Source organism: Ottowia sp. (assembly GCF_016703145.1).
In the GTDB taxonomy this organism is placed as follows: domain Bacteria; phylum Pseudomonadota; class Gammaproteobacteria; order Burkholderiales; family Burkholderiaceae_C; genus Ottowia.
The window spans coordinates 1,680,469-1,693,172 of record NZ_JADJCO010000003.1; the positions used below are offsets into that span (position 1 = coordinate 1,680,469).

Annotated in this window: 13 protein-coding genes; all 13 read left to right on the plus strand. The window is 69.5% G+C overall.

Annotation, left to right across the window (positions count from 1 at the left end; translation table 11 throughout):
- Positions 1–55 precede the first annotated feature (55 nt).
- The 13 genes from rpsB to lpxA all read left to right on the plus strand — a co-directional run bounded on the left by rpsB (position 56) and on the right by lpxA (position 12,702).
- Positions 56–811 (plus strand): 30S ribosomal protein S2, encoded by a 756-nt coding sequence (gene rpsB, locus IPG65_RS11835; protein WP_293189648.1) that lies wholly within the window; start codon positions 56–58, stop codon positions 809–811.
- 115 nt (positions 812–926) lie between these two features.
- Positions 927–1,820 carry a translation elongation factor Ts gene (gene tsf, locus IPG65_RS11840; protein WP_293189650.1) on the plus strand — a complete coding sequence of 298 codons (894 nt, stop codon included), beginning with the start codon at positions 927–929 and terminating at the stop codon, positions 1,818–1,820.
- Between the two features lie 99 nt (positions 1,821–1,919).
- Positions 1,920–2,642 carry a UMP kinase gene (gene pyrH, locus IPG65_RS11845; RefSeq protein ID WP_293189652.1) on the plus strand — a complete coding sequence of 241 codons (723 nt, stop codon included), beginning with the start codon at positions 1,920–1,922 and terminating at the stop codon, positions 2,640–2,642.
- A gap of 32 nt (positions 2,643–2,674) precedes the next feature.
- Entirely contained in the window at positions 2,675–3,235 is a 561-nt protein-coding gene (frr, locus tag IPG65_RS11850; protein WP_293189654.1) for a ribosome recycling factor, read from the plus strand.
- 33 nt (positions 3,236–3,268) lie between these two features.
- On the plus strand, positions 3,269–3,997 hold the full coding sequence (gene uppS, locus IPG65_RS11855; protein WP_293189656.1) for a polyprenyl diphosphate synthase: 729 nt from the start codon (positions 3,269–3,271) through the stop codon (positions 3,995–3,997).
- 11 nt (positions 3,998–4,008) lie between these two features.
- Positions 4,009–4,875: a phosphatidate cytidylyltransferase gene (locus IPG65_RS11860; protein WP_293189658.1), complete on the plus strand. Its 867-nt coding sequence runs from the start codon at positions 4,009–4,011 to the stop codon at positions 4,873–4,875.
- On the plus strand, positions 4,872–6,065 hold the full coding sequence (locus IPG65_RS11865) for a 1-deoxy-D-xylulose-5-phosphate reductoisomerase (protein ID WP_293189660.1): 1,194 nt from the start codon (positions 4,872–4,874) through the stop codon (positions 6,063–6,065). The genes IPG65_RS11860 and IPG65_RS11865 overlap by 4 nt, the downstream gene beginning before the upstream one ends.
- Before the next feature lie 49 nt (positions 6,066–6,114).
- Positions 6,115–7,494, plus strand: a complete 1,380-nt coding sequence (rseP, locus tag IPG65_RS11870) for an RIP metalloprotease RseP (RefSeq protein ID WP_293189662.1) — start codon at positions 6,115–6,117, stop codon at positions 7,492–7,494.
- Positions 7,495–7,546: 52 nt separating this feature from the next.
- Entirely contained in the window at positions 7,547–9,844 is a 2,298-nt protein-coding gene (bamA, locus tag IPG65_RS11875; protein ID WP_293189664.1) for an outer membrane protein assembly factor BamA, read from the plus strand.
- A complete protein-coding gene (locus IPG65_RS11880) occupies positions 9,841–10,362 on the plus strand; it encodes an OmpH family outer membrane protein (protein WP_293189666.1) in 522 nt (173 codons plus the stop codon). The genes bamA and IPG65_RS11880 overlap by 4 nt, the downstream gene beginning before the upstream one ends.
- A 52-nt stretch (positions 10,363–10,414) precedes the next feature.
- Complete coding sequence (gene lpxD, locus IPG65_RS11885) at positions 10,415–11,398, plus strand: UDP-3-O-(3-hydroxymyristoyl)glucosamine N-acyltransferase (RefSeq protein WP_293189668.1); 984 nt, start codon at positions 10,415–10,417, stop codon at positions 11,396–11,398.
- Positions 11,399–11,458: 60 nt separating this feature from the next.
- On the plus strand, positions 11,459–11,902 hold the full coding sequence (fabZ, locus tag IPG65_RS11890; RefSeq protein WP_293189670.1) for a 3-hydroxyacyl-ACP dehydratase FabZ: 444 nt from the start codon (positions 11,459–11,461) through the stop codon (positions 11,900–11,902).
- A gap of 11 nt (positions 11,903–11,913) precedes the next feature.
- Positions 11,914–12,702 (plus strand): acyl-ACP--UDP-N-acetylglucosamine O-acyltransferase, encoded by a 789-nt coding sequence (lpxA, locus tag IPG65_RS11895; protein WP_293189672.1) that lies wholly within the window; start codon positions 11,914–11,916, stop codon positions 12,700–12,702.
- The last annotated feature ends 2 nt before the right edge of the window (positions 12,703–12,704 follow it).

Genomic DNA, 12,704 nt, shown 5'->3' on the forward strand with positions numbered 1-12,704 from the left:
CTGCTCAGGCGATGAGCGGGCTGGATTTTAGACCCAACCTTGCAAAGGTAATCCCATGTCCGTGACCATGCGTGAAATGCTGGAAGCCGGTGTCCATTTCGGCCACCAGACGCGCTTCTGGAACCCCAAGATGGCCCCCTACATCTTCGGCCATCGCAACAAGATCCACATCATCAACCTGGAAAAGTCGCTGCCGATGTTCCAGGACGCGCAGAAGTACGCGCGCCAGCTCGCCGCCAACCGCGGCACCGTCCTGTTCGTGGCCACCAAGCGCCAGGCGCGCGAGATCGTGGCCCAGGAAGCCCAGCGCGCCGGCATGCCCTTCGTCGAGCAGCGCTGGCTGGGCGGTATGCTGACCAACTTCAAGACCGTCAAGACCTCGATCAAGCGCCTGAAGGACATGAAGGCCCAGCAGGAGATCGGCCTGGACGCGATGAGCAAGAAGGAGCAGCTCATGTTCACCCGCGAGATCGCCAAGCTCGAGCGCGACATCGGCGGCATCCAGGACATGAACGCGCTGCCCGACGCCATCTTCGTGATCGACGTGGGCTACCACAAGATCGCCGTGGCCGAGGCGCGGAAGCTCGGCATCCCGCTGATCGGCGTGGTGGACTCCAACCACAACCCCGACGGCATCGACCACGTGATCCCCGGCAACGATGACTCGGCCAAGGCCGTCACGCTGTACGCGCGCGGCCTCGCCGACGCGGTGCTGGAAGGCAAGGCCAACGCCGTCAACGACGTCGTCAAGGCCGTGGCCGCCGAGGGCGGGGACGAGTTCTTCGAGGTCGAGGGCGAGAACGCCGCCTGACGCGGCGCCCGCGGCTTTCCAGGCAAAGGGGCGTCAGCGCCCCTTTTTTCAATTTTTCCCGGCGGGCTGGCACCAGGCCCGGCCTTGAACATCAGACACACGGAGTAACCAAGATATGGCAGCAATCACCGCAAGCATGGTCGCCGAACTGCGCGCCAAGACCGACGCCCCCATGATGGAGTGCAAGAAAGCCCTGACCGAGGCCGAAGGCGACATGGCCAAGGCCGAGGAGCTGCTGCGCGTCAAGCTGGGCACCAAGGCCGGCAAGGCCGCCAGCCGCGTGACGGCCGAGGGCGTGGTGGTCGCGCACATCGCCGGCGACACCGGCGCGATGATCGAGGTCAACTGCGAGACCGACTTCGTCACCAAGAACGACAGCTTCCTGGCGCTGGCCCAGGCCGCCGCCCGGCTGGTGGCCGAGCACGGCCCGGCCGACATCGACGCGCTGGGCAAGCTGCCTCACAGCCAGGACAGCTTCGGCCCGACGCTGGAGGACGTGCGCGTGGGCCTGATCGGCAAGATCGGCGAGAACATGAGCTTCCGCCGCTTCGTGCGCAAGGCCGGCGGCGGCAAGCTGGCCGGCTACCTGCACGGCACCCGCATCGGCGTGCTGGTCGAGTTCGACGGCGACGAGATAGCCGCCAAGGACGTGGCCATGCACGTCGCCGCCATGAAGCCGGTGGCGCTGACCAGCGCTGACGTGCCGGCCGAGCTGATCGAGAAAGAACGCAGCGTTGCCACCGCCAAGGCCGCCGAGTCCGGCAAGCCGGCCGACATCGCCGCCAAGATGATCGAAGGCTCGGTGCAGAAGTACCTCAAGGAAGTGTCGCTGTTCAACCAGTCCTTCGTGAAGAACGACAAGCAGACCGTCGAGCAGATGCTGAAGGAAAAAGGCACCAAGGTGCTGGGCTTCACCCTGTACGTGGTGGGCGAGGGCATCGAGAAGAAGACCGACGACTTCGCCGCGGAGGTGGCCGCCCAGGTGGCCGCCGCGCAAGGCAAGGCCTGAGGCCTTGGCCACCGGGGCGCGTCGCGCGTGCGGCGCGCCCCTTCTTTTTTCGTGGCGGCGCCAGCCGCTAAACTCATCAAGTTTGCTCCACCCCTGCCTATGACGAAGCCCAAGCCCGCCCACAAACGCATCCTGCTCAAGCTCTCGGGCGAAGCCCTGATGGGCGACGACGCCTTCGGCATCAACAGGGCGACGATCGAGCGCATCGTGGGCGAGATCGCCGAGATCACCCGCATGGGCGTGCAGGTGGCGGTGGTGATCGGCGGCGGCAACATCTTCCGCGGAGTGGCCGGCGGCTCGGCCGGCATGGACCGCGCCACCGCCGACTACATGGGCATGCTGGCCACGGTGATGAACGCGCTGGCGCTGGCCGACGCCATGAACCACCAGGGTCTGACCGCGCGCGTGATGTCGGCCATCGCCATCGACCAGGTGGTCGAGCCCTACGTGCGCCCGAAGGCGCTGCAGTACCTGGAGGAGGGCAAGGTGGTGGTGTTCGCCGCCGGCACCGGCAACCCCTTCTTCACCACCGACACCGCGGCGGCGCTGCGCGGCGCCGAGATCGGCGCCGAGCTGGTGCTGAAGGCCACCAAGGTCGATGGCGTCTACACCGCCGACCCCAACAAGGACCCGTCGGCCACGCGCTACGCCGCGCTCAGCTTCGACGAGGCCATGAGCCGCAACCTGGGCATCATGGACGCCACCGCCTTCGCGCTGTGCCGCGACCAGAAGCTGCCGATCCGGGTGTTCTCGATCTTCAAGCCCGGCGCCCTCAAGAACGTGGTGCTCGGTGCCGACGAGGGCACGCTGGTGCACGCCTGACCCCGCATGAGCCGTGAACGTGGAGCTTTGACATGACGATCGCCGACATCAAGACCAACGCCCAGGGCAAGATGGACCAGTCCATCGCCGCCTTCAAGCACAACCTGACCAAGATCCGCACCGGCCGCGCCAACCCCGCGCTGCTGGACACCATCCACGTCGAGTACTACGGCAACCACGTGCCGCTGTCGCAGGTGGCCAACGTGTCGCTGCTGGACGCGCGCACCATCAGCGTGCAGCCCTGGGAAAAGGGCATGGGCGCCAAGATCGAGAAGGCCATCCGCGAGAGCGACCTGGGCCTGAATCCGGCCAACATGGGCGATCTGATCCGCGTGCCGATGCCGCCCATGAGCGAGGAGCGTCGCCGCGAGATGACCAAGATCGTGCGCGCCGAGGGCGAGCAGGCCAAGATCGCCATCCGCAACCAGCGCCGCGACGCCAACGACGCGATCAAGAAGCTGGTCAAGGACAAGGAAGCCACCGAAGACGACCAGAAGCGCACCGAAACCGAAGTCCAGAAGGCCACCGACAAGCACATCACCGAGATCGATGCGCTGGTGGCGTCCAAGGAAAAGGACATCATGGAAGTCTGAAGGCCGCGCCGCCTCCGGACTCTCACGCGCCGCATGGCGAAAGCTGCTTCCGCCGCACCTGCGGTCCCCCGCCACGTCGCCATCGTCATGGACGGCAATGGCCGCTGGGCCAAGCGCCGCCTGCTGCCGCGCATCGCCGGCCACCGCCAGGGGGTCGAGTCGCTGCGGCGCTGCATCCGCGCCTGCGCCCAGCGCGGCGTGCGGGCGCTCACGGTGTTCGCCTTCTCGTCGGAGAACTGGAACCGCCCCGAGGACGAGGTCAGCGGCCTGATGGACCTGCTGGCCAAGGCGCTGGCGCGCGAGGTGGCCGAGCTGCAGCGCGGCGGCATCCGGCTGCTGTTCATCGGCGAGCGGCGGGGGCTCCCCGCGCGGCTGCGCCAGGGCCTGGCCGAGGCCGAGGCGGCCACGGCGCAGGGCGCCGGCATGGTGCTGAACGTGTGCTTCAACTACGGCGGCCGCTGGGACATCGCCCAGGCCGCCGCGCGCGTGGCGGCCAGCGGCGAGCCGGTGACCGAAATCGCGCTGGACCGCGCCATGGCGCTGTCGCACGTGCCCGACCCCGACCTGCTGATCCGCACCGGCGGCGAGCAGCGCATCAGCAACTTCCTGCTGTGGCAGTGCGCGTACAGCGAGCTGTTCTTCAGCGACCGGCTCTGGCCCGACTTCGACGAGGCGGCGCTGGATGAGGCGCTGGCCGCCTTCGTCGCGCGCGAGCGGCGCTTCGGCAAGACCTCCGAGCAGGTCGCCCGGCCATCGGCCTGAAGGAATTCCCCATGCTGCGTCAACGCGTCATCACCGCCGTCGTGCTGCTGGCGATCCTGCTGCCGGCGCTGTTCGCCGGCACGCCCGCGCCGTTCATCGCCCTCACGCTGGTGCTGATCGGCGCCGCCGCCTGGGAATGGGCGCGGCTGGTGGGCGTGGCCGGCGCCGGCGCGCAGGCCACCGGCCTGCTGTGCGCGGGCATCTGCGCCGCGCTGTGGTGGGGCGGCGCGGTCGAGCGCCCGCTGCCCCTCCTGTGGACGGCGGCGGCCCTGGCCTGGGTGCTGGGGGGCGGCTGGCTGATCGGGCGCGGCGTGGCCGGCTGGCCGCGCGTGCCGCGCTGGCTGCGCTGGGCCGGCGGCGTGGCGGCGCTGTGCGCGGCCTGGCTGGCGATGGCGCAGGCGCGGCGCATCGGCGTCAACTTCTTGCTGTCGGTGCTGGTGCTGGTGTGGGCGGCGGACGTGTTCGCGTATTTCTCCGGCCGCGCCCTGGGCGGCAGGCTGACGGGCGGGCGCAAGCTGGCGCCGGCCATCAGCCCCGGCAAGAGCTGGGAAGGCGTGTGGGGCGGCATGCTGGGCGTGCTGGGGGTGGCGGCGCTGTGGGTGTGGCTGGACGGCGCCCACGCCACCGGCTCGGCCAGCCTGTACACGCGGCTGCACCAGGGCGGGTGGTGGCTGCTGGTGTTGGGCGCCGTGTTCCTGTCGGCCATGAGCGTGGTCGGCGACCTGGCCGAGTCGCTGGTCAAGCGCAGCGCCGGCGTCAAGGACTCCAGCCGCCTGCTGCCGGGCCACGGCGGCGTGCTCGACCGCATCGACGCCCTGCTGCCCGCGCTGCCGCTAGCGATGATGCTGGTGTCGCTGACGCCGGGGGCGGGCGCATGACGCGGCAGCGCCTGGCGGTGCTGGGCTGCACCGGCTCGATCGGCACCAGCACGCTGGACGTGGTGGCGCGCCACCCTGACCGCTTCGAGGTGGTGGCGCTGGCGGCGGCGACGCAGGTTGACGTGATGCTGGCGCAGTGCGAGCGCTTCCGCCCCCGCGTGGCCGTGATGGCCAGCGCGCCCCATGCCCGCGAACTGGCCGAGAAAATCAAACAGAAAGGGCTTGAAGTCCGCGTGGATACTTCGTCATCAGCTATTGAAAACATAGCATCCGACACGCAGGTGGACACCGTCATGGCCGCCATCGTCGGCGCCGCCGGGCTGGCGCCGTGCCTGGCGGCGGCGCGCGCGGGCAAGCGCCTGCTGCTGGCCAACAAGGAGGCGCTGGTGGTCGGCGGCGAGGTGTTCCTGCGCGCCGTGCGCGAGGGCGGCGCCACGCTGCTGCCCATCGACAGCGAGCACTCGGCCATCTTCCAGTCGCTGCCCGACGACCCCGCCACCTGGGCGGCGCGCATCGACAAGATCATCCTCACCGCCTCGGGCGGCCCGTTCCGCACCCGCGCGCCGGCCAGCCTGCGCGCCGTCACGCCCGAGGAAGCCTGCGCCCACCCCAACTGGGTGATGGGGCGCAAGATCTCGGTCGATTCAGCCACCATGATGAACAAGGCGCTGGAGGTGATCGAGGCGCGCTACCTGTTCGACGTGGGGCCCGACCAGCTCGACGTGGTGATCCACCCGCAGAGCGTGATCCATTCGATGGTGCAGTACCGCGACACCTCGGTGGTGGCGCAGCTCGGCACGCCCGACATGCGCGTGCCCATCGCCTACGGGCTGGGCTGGCCCGAGCGCATCGATTCCGGCGCGGCGGCGCTGGACTTCCGAGCGCTGCAGGACCTGAGCTTCGAGCCCATCGACGGCGACGGCCACCGCGAGCGCTACCCTGGCCTGGCCCTGGCCTGGGAGGCGCTGCGCGCCGAGCCCGGCACCTGCGCGGTGCTGAACGCCGCCAACGAGATCGCCGTCGCTGCCTTCCTGGACCGGCGCATCCGCTTCGACCAGATCCACCGCGTCAACCGCGCCACGCTCGACGCCGTGCAGCCTGGCCGTCCCGACGGGCTGGAGGCGCTGCTCGCGCTGGACGCGCGCTCGCGCGCCGCGGCCGAGCAGGCCGTGCGGCGCTGCCCGGCGTGAAGCCGCCGCGGGGCAGCGCCGGCCGGCCCGAACTGGGACAATCCGCACCATGCTCACCACCCTGATCGCCTTCATCGTCGCCCTGGGCGTGCTGATCGCCGTGCACGAGTGGGGCCACTACCGCATGGCCGTGGCGCGCGGCGTGAAGGTACTGCGCTTCTCGGTCGGCTTCGGCCCCACCCTGGCACGCTGGAAGCCCCGGCGCCAGCGGCCCGGCCAGGACACCGAATTCGTCATCGGTGCCATCCCCCTCGGCGGCTACGTCCGGATGCTGGACGAGCGCGAGGCCACCGTGCCGCCCGAGCAGCGCCACCTGGCCTTCAACACCCAGCCGCTGAAGTCGCGCGCCCTCATCGTCGCCGCCGGGCCGGTGGCCAACCTGGTGCTGGCGGCGCTGCTGTACGCGGCGGTCAACTGGATCGGCGTGGACGAGCCGCGCGCCGTGCTGGCGCCGCCCCTGGCCGGCTCGCTGGCCGAGAAGGCGGGCCTGCACGGCGGCGAATTCGTGCGGCGCGGCGCGCTGGCGGGCGACGAGCTGGAACCGCTGGCCTCGTTCGAGAGCCTGCGCTGGCTGCTGACGCGCGGCGCCCTCGACGCGCACGACGTGGTGCTGGAGGTGGCCAGCGCGCCCGAGGGCGGGCGCAGCCGCGAGCTGACGCTGCCGCTGTCGTCGCTGCGCGCGCGCGACCCGGACGCGCGGCTGTTCCGCGAGGTCGGCATCGTCTCGCCGCTGAGCCGCCCCGTGATCGGCGAGGTGATGCCCGATGGCGCCGCCGGGCGCGCCGGCCTGCGCGAGGGCGACGTGGTGCGGCGCGTCGGCGGCGTGGCCGTCCACGACGGCCAGCAGCTGCGCGAGCTGATCCGCGCCTCGGCCGCGGACGGCCCGCCGCCGCTGGCCGCCTGGCAGGTGGAGCGGGGCGGCCGCGTGCTGGACGTGGACGTGCAGCCCGACGCGCGCGAGGAGGACGGCCAGCGCATCGGCCGCATCGGCGCCTTCGTCGGCGCCGCGCCCGACCTGGTGACCGTGCGCCTGGGCCCGCTGGACGGGCTGTGGGCGGGCGCCGTGCGCGTGTGGGAGGTCTCCGCGCTGTCGCTGCGCCTGCTGGGCCGCATGCTGGTGGGCGAGCTGTCGCTGAAGAACCTGAGCGGGCCCATCGCCATCGCCGATTACGCGGGTAAATCGGCCAGCCTGGGGCTCACCTACTACCTGGGGTTTCTGGCCTTGATCAGCGTCAGCCTGGGGGTGCTGAACCTGCTGCCATTGCCGGTCCTCGACGGTGGGCACCTGATGTATTATCTTTGGGAGGCGGTGACGGGCAAGCCTGTCACCGGCGTCTGGCTGGAGCGCCTGCAGTATGTCGGCATGTGCCTTCTTCTGACCATGATGGCGATCGCGATGTACAACGACGTCGCCCATCGGCTGGGCTGATCGAATCGACCCTTTCTCGCGGCCCCGGCAGGCCGCAGCCTTCACAGCATCCATGAAATCCATCGCACATCGATTCCGCCTGCGGACCCTGGCTTCGGTCGTCTCCCTGGCCCTGGCGGCGCAAATGGCGTGGGCGGTCGATCCGTTCACCGTGCGCGACATCCGCGTCGAGGGCCTGCAGCGGGTCGAGGCCGGCACGGTGTTCGCTCCGCTTCCCGTGCGCGTGGGCGAGACCTACAACGACGACAAGGGCGCCGCCGCGATCCGCGCGCTGTTCGGCCTGGGGCTGTTCACCGACGTGCGGCTGGAGGTCAGCGGCGAGGTCCTGGTGGTGATCGTGCAGGAGCGGCCGACCATCGCGGCGGTCGAATTCGCCGGCAACAAGGAGTTCACCAACGAGATCCTGCAGGGCGCGCTGCGCGACGCCGGCCTGGCCGCCGGCCGGCCCTACGACCGGGCGCTGGCCGACCGTGCCGAGCAGGAACTCAAGCGGCAGTACATCAACCGCAGCCTGTACGGCGCCGAGGTGGTGACGACGGTGACCCCGACCGAGCGCAACCAGGTGCGGCTGACCTTCAACCTCACCGAAGGGCGGCCGGCGCGCATCAAGGGCATCGACATCATTGGCAACCAGGCGTTCTCTGACGGGCGCCTGAAGGACCTGTTCGACCTCGACGCCGGCGGCTGGCTGTCCTGGTACACCAAGAGCGACCAGTATTCGCGCGCCAAGCTCAACGCCGACCTGGAGGCGCTGCGCTCGTTCTACCTGGCGCGCGGCTACCTCGACTTCAAGATCGACTCGACCCAGGTGGCCATGTCGCCCGACAAGGAGTCGATCACTGTCACCATCAACGTCACCGAGGGCGACCGCTTCGTCGTCTCCGGCGTGTCGCTGGACGGCAGGTTCCTGGACAAGGAGGATGAGTTCAAGTCGCTCATCACCATCAAGCCGGGCGAGGCCTACAACGCCGATCAGGTGGCCGAGACGACCAAGGCCTTCACCGACCACTTCGGCAACTACGGCTACGCCTTCGCGACCGTGGAGGCCGTGCCCGACATCGACCGCGCCAACAACCGCGTCGCCGTCGTGCTGCGCGCCGACCCCTCGCGCCGCGCCTACGTGCGCCGCATCAACATCCAGGGCAACACGCGCACCCGCGACGAGGTGATCCGGCGCGAATTCCGCCAGTACGAATCGTCCTGGTACGACGCCGAGAAGATCCGCCTGTCGCGCGACCGCGTGGACCGGCTGGGCTACTTCACCGAGCTGTCCGTCACCACGTCCGAGGTGTCCGGCGCGCCCGACCAGGTGGACCTGGACGTCGAGGTCAAGGAAAAGCCCACCGGCAACATCTCGCTGGGCGCGGGCTATTCGTCGGCCGAGAAGCTGTCCTTCACCTTCGGCCTGGCGCAGGAGAACGTGTTCGGCTCCGGCAACCGGCTCGACCTGCAGCTCAACACCGGCAAGTTCAACCGCACCCTGGTGGTCAGCGCGACCGATCCGTACTTCACCACCAATGGCGTCTCGCGCACCGTCGATGTCTACTACAAGACGCAGAAGCCGTACCAGGACCAGGGCGGCAACTACACCCTGATCACCATGGGCGCGGGCCTGAAGTTCGGCGTGCCCGTGACCGAGCTCGACACCGTCTACCTGGGCATGAACGCCGAGCGCACGCGCATCAAGCCCGGCACCAACATCCCGGCCGCGTACCTGGCCTACGCCAACCAGTTCGGCTACTCCAGCACGGCGTTCCCGTTCACCCTGGGCTGGTCGCGCGATTCGCGCGACAGTGCGCTGGCGCCCAATTCGGGCCGCTACCAGCGCCTGATGGGCGAGCTGGGGCTGTTCGGCGATGCGCGCTACGTCAAGGCCAACTACCAGTACCAGCAGTACGTGCCGCTGTCCAAGCAGTACACGCTGGCCTTCAACGGCGAGCTGGGCTGGGGCAAGGGCCTGGGCGGGGATCCGTTCCCGGTGTTCAAGAACTTCTACTCCGGCGGCCTGGGGTCGGTGCGCGGCTACGAGCAGTCCACCCTCGGCCCGCGCGACGTGACTGGCGCCTTCATTGGCGGCACGCGCAAGTTCACGCTGAACACCGAGTTCATCATGCCCTTCCCCGGCGCCGGCAACGACCGCACGCTGCGGCTGTTCGGCTTCGTCGACGTGGGCGCGCTCTACGGCGAGGGCGAGAAGATCGGCAGCGAGGGGCTGCGCTACTCCACCGGCATCGGCTTCAGTTGGATCTCGCCCCTGGGCCCGCTGCGCTTCGCCTTCGCCGTGCCGTTGCGCAAGAGGGCCGGCGATAGAATCCAACGTTTCCAATTCCAGATCGGAACCTCGTTTTGAAGCAGTACATCGTTCGTCATCTGGCCGTCGTGGCGCTGTCCGGCGCGGCCCTGTGGGCACCTGCGGCCCAGGCTCAGGACGGCGCGCGCATCGGGTTCGTCAACACCGATCGCATGCTGCGCGAGGCGACGCCCGCCAAGGCGGCGCAGACCAAGCTGGAGCAGGAATTCTCCCGCCGCGAGAAGGAGATCGACGACGCCGGCTTGGCGCTCAAGACCGCGTCCGAGCGCTTCGAGCGCGAGGCGCCCACCCTGAGCGAGAGCCAGCGCCAGACGCGCCAGCGCCAACTGGTGGACCAGGACCGCGAATTCCAGCGCAAGCGCCGCGAGTTCCAGGAAGACCTGAACGCCCGCAAGCAGGAAGAGCTGCAGCAGGTGCTCGACCGCGCCAACCGCGTGGTGCGCCAGGTGGCCGATGCCGAGAAGTACGACGTGATCCTGCAGGAAGCCGTCTACGTGAACCCCCGGCTCGACATCACCGACAAGGTGATCAAGGCGCTCAACAACGGCGCCAAGTGACCGTGGCCGCGCCGGCCGCGCCCTGGCTCCCCGTCCTTCTGGAGCGCCTTCCATGACGCTGCGAACCGGTGCCATCGTCCAGGCCCTCGGCGGCGAACTGTTCGGTGACGCGGACCGCATCGTCACCCGCCTGGCGCCTCTGGAGCATGCCCGGGCCGGCGAGTTGAGCTTTCTGGTCAACCCCCGCCTGACGCACCTGCTGGCCGAGTCCCAGGCCGGTTGCGTCATCGTTGGTCCTGAGCTGGCCGAGGTCGCGCGCGGCTGCGGCGACTGCATCGTCGCGCCCAACCCGCATTTGTACTTCGCGCAGGTGACGCAACTGTGGCGGCGCGTGCACGGCGGCGGCCCGCGCCCAGGCATCCACCGCAGCGCGGTGGTGGAGGAGGGCGCCTTCGTCGATCCGAGCGCCAGCGTGGGCGCGCTCAGTTTCGTGGGCCGGGGCGCGCGCATCGGCGCGGGCACGGTGCTGAAGGAGCGCGTGACCGTCGGCGAGGACTGCATCATCGGCGCGCGCTGCCTGGTCCAGAGCGGGGCGGTGATCGGCGGCGACGGCTTCGGCTTCGCACCCGACGAGGGCCGCTGGGCCAAGATCGAGCAGCTCGGCGCGGTGCGCATCGGCGACGACGTGGAGATCGGCGCCAACACCTGCATCGACCGCGGCGCGCTCGACGACACCGTGATCGAGGACGGCGTCAAGCTCGACAACCTGATCCAGATCGGCCACAACTGCCACATCGGCAGGCACACCGCCATGGCCGGCTGCGTGGGCGTGGCCGGCAGCGCGCGCATCGGCGCGCACTGCACGGTGGGCGGCGCCGGCATGATCCTGGGCCACCTGAGCATCGCCGACCACGTGCACATCTCCTCGGCCTCCATCGTCACGCGCTCGATCCTGAAGCCGGGGCATTACACCGGCTTCTTTCCCATCGACGAGAACGGCGCCTGGGAGAAGAACGCCGCCACGCTCAAGCACATCCACACCCTGCGTGATCGCCTCAAGCGCCTGGAGCGGCTGCTGCCCGATAAAACAGAATAAAATAGGCCACTAGCCGGCGCCAAATATGCGCCATAAGCTATCAAAAATGAAGCAACCGTCATGATGGACATCCACCGCATCCTCGACAAGCTGCCGCATCGCTACCCCTTCCTGCTGGTGGACCGCGTGCTGGACGTGGACGTGGCGGGCAAGCGGCTGCGCGCGCTGAAGAACGTCACCGCCAACGAGCCCTTCTTCGTCGGCCACTTTCCCAAGCGGCCGGTGATGCCCGGCGTGCTGATGCTGGAAGCGCTGGCGCAGGCCTCGGCGCTGCTGTCGTTCGAGACCGAGGGCATCTCGCTCGACGACAGCCAAGTGTTCTACTTCGTCGGCATCGACGGCGCGCGCTTCAAGCGGCCGGTGGAGCCGGGCGACCAGCTCATCCTGCACACCGCCATGGATCGCGCGCGCGCCGGCATCTACAAGTTCAACGTCAAGGCCACGGTGGACGACGAGGTGGCGTGCGAGGCGGTGCTGATGTGCACCCGCCGCCAGGTGTCGTAGAAGGAGCGGGCGTGAGCCGCATCCACGCCACGGCGCTGGTCGATCCCGCGGCCGAACTCGACTCCACCGTCAGCGTCGGTCCCTACGCCATCGTCGGGCCCTTCGTGCGCATTGGCGCGCACACCACGGTGGGGCCGCACTGCGTCATCGAGGGCCACACCACCATCGGCCGCGACAACCGCATTTTCCAGTTCGCCAGCATCGGCGCGCCGCCGCAGGACAAGAAGTACGCCGGCGAGCCCACGCGCCTCGTGATCGGCGACGGCAACACGATCCGCGAGTTCGTCACCATCAACACCGGCACGGCGCAGGACGCCGGCGTGACGCGCCTGGGCGACGACAACTGGATCATGGCCTACGTGCACGTCGCGCACGACTGCCAACTGGGCAGCCACATCATCCTGGCCAACGCCGTGCAACTGGCCGGCCATGTGCACCTGGGCGACTGGGTGTTCCTGGGCGGGCTGACGGGCGTGCACCAGTTCGTGCGCGTCGGCCCGCACGCCATGACGGCCTTCCAGGCCCGGCTGGCGCAGGATCTGCCGCCTTTCGTCACCGCCGCCGGCAACCCGGCCGAGGCGCAGAGCATCAATGCCGAGGGCCTGCGCCGACGCGGCTACGCGCTCGAGCGCATCGCCATGGTCAAGCGGATGCACCGGCTGCTCTACCGCAAGGGCCTCACCCTGGAGGCCGCGCGCCAGCAGATCGAGGCGCTGCGCGGCGAAGTCGCCGAGGCGGACGAGGACATCGCGCTGATGCAGGATTTCCTGGCCCGCGCGCAGCGCGGCATCGTGCGGTAGCC

Bases quoted from the DNA above. Each gene is read 5' to 3' on its own strand.
- frr (WP_293189654.1), top strand. From the start codon at position 2,675: ATGACGATCGCCGACATCAAGACCAACGCCCAGGGCAAGATGGACCAG.
- lpxD (WP_293189668.1), top strand. From the start codon at position 10,415: ATGACGCTGCGAACCGGTGCCATCGTCCAGGCCCTCGGCGGCGAACTG.
- pyrH (WP_293189652.1), top strand. From the start codon at position 1,920: ATGACGAAGCCCAAGCCCGCCCACAAACGCATCCTGCTCAAGCTCTCG.
- fabZ (WP_293189670.1), top strand. From the start codon at position 11,459: ATGATGGACATCCACCGCATCCTCGACAAGCTGCCGCATCGCTACCCC.
- tsf (WP_293189650.1), top strand. From the start codon at position 927: ATGGCAGCAATCACCGCAAGCATGGTCGCCGAACTGCGCGCCAAGACC.
- IPG65_RS11865 (WP_293189660.1), top strand. From the start codon at position 4,872: ATGACGCGGCAGCGCCTGGCGGTGCTGGGCTGCACCGGCTCGATCGGC.
- rseP (WP_293189662.1), top strand. From the start codon at position 6,115: ATGCTCACCACCCTGATCGCCTTCATCGTCGCCCTGGGCGTGCTGATC.
- bamA (WP_293189664.1), top strand. From the start codon at position 7,547: ATGAAATCCATCGCACATCGATTCCGCCTGCGGACCCTGGCTTCGGTC.
- IPG65_RS11860 (WP_293189658.1), top strand. From the start codon at position 4,009: ATGCTGCGTCAACGCGTCATCACCGCCGTCGTGCTGCTGGCGATCCTG.
- uppS (WP_293189656.1), top strand. From the start codon at position 3,269: ATGGCGAAAGCTGCTTCCGCCGCACCTGCGGTCCCCCGCCACGTCGCC.
- rpsB (WP_293189648.1), top strand. From the start codon at position 56: ATGTCCGTGACCATGCGTGAAATGCTGGAAGCCGGTGTCCATTTCGGC.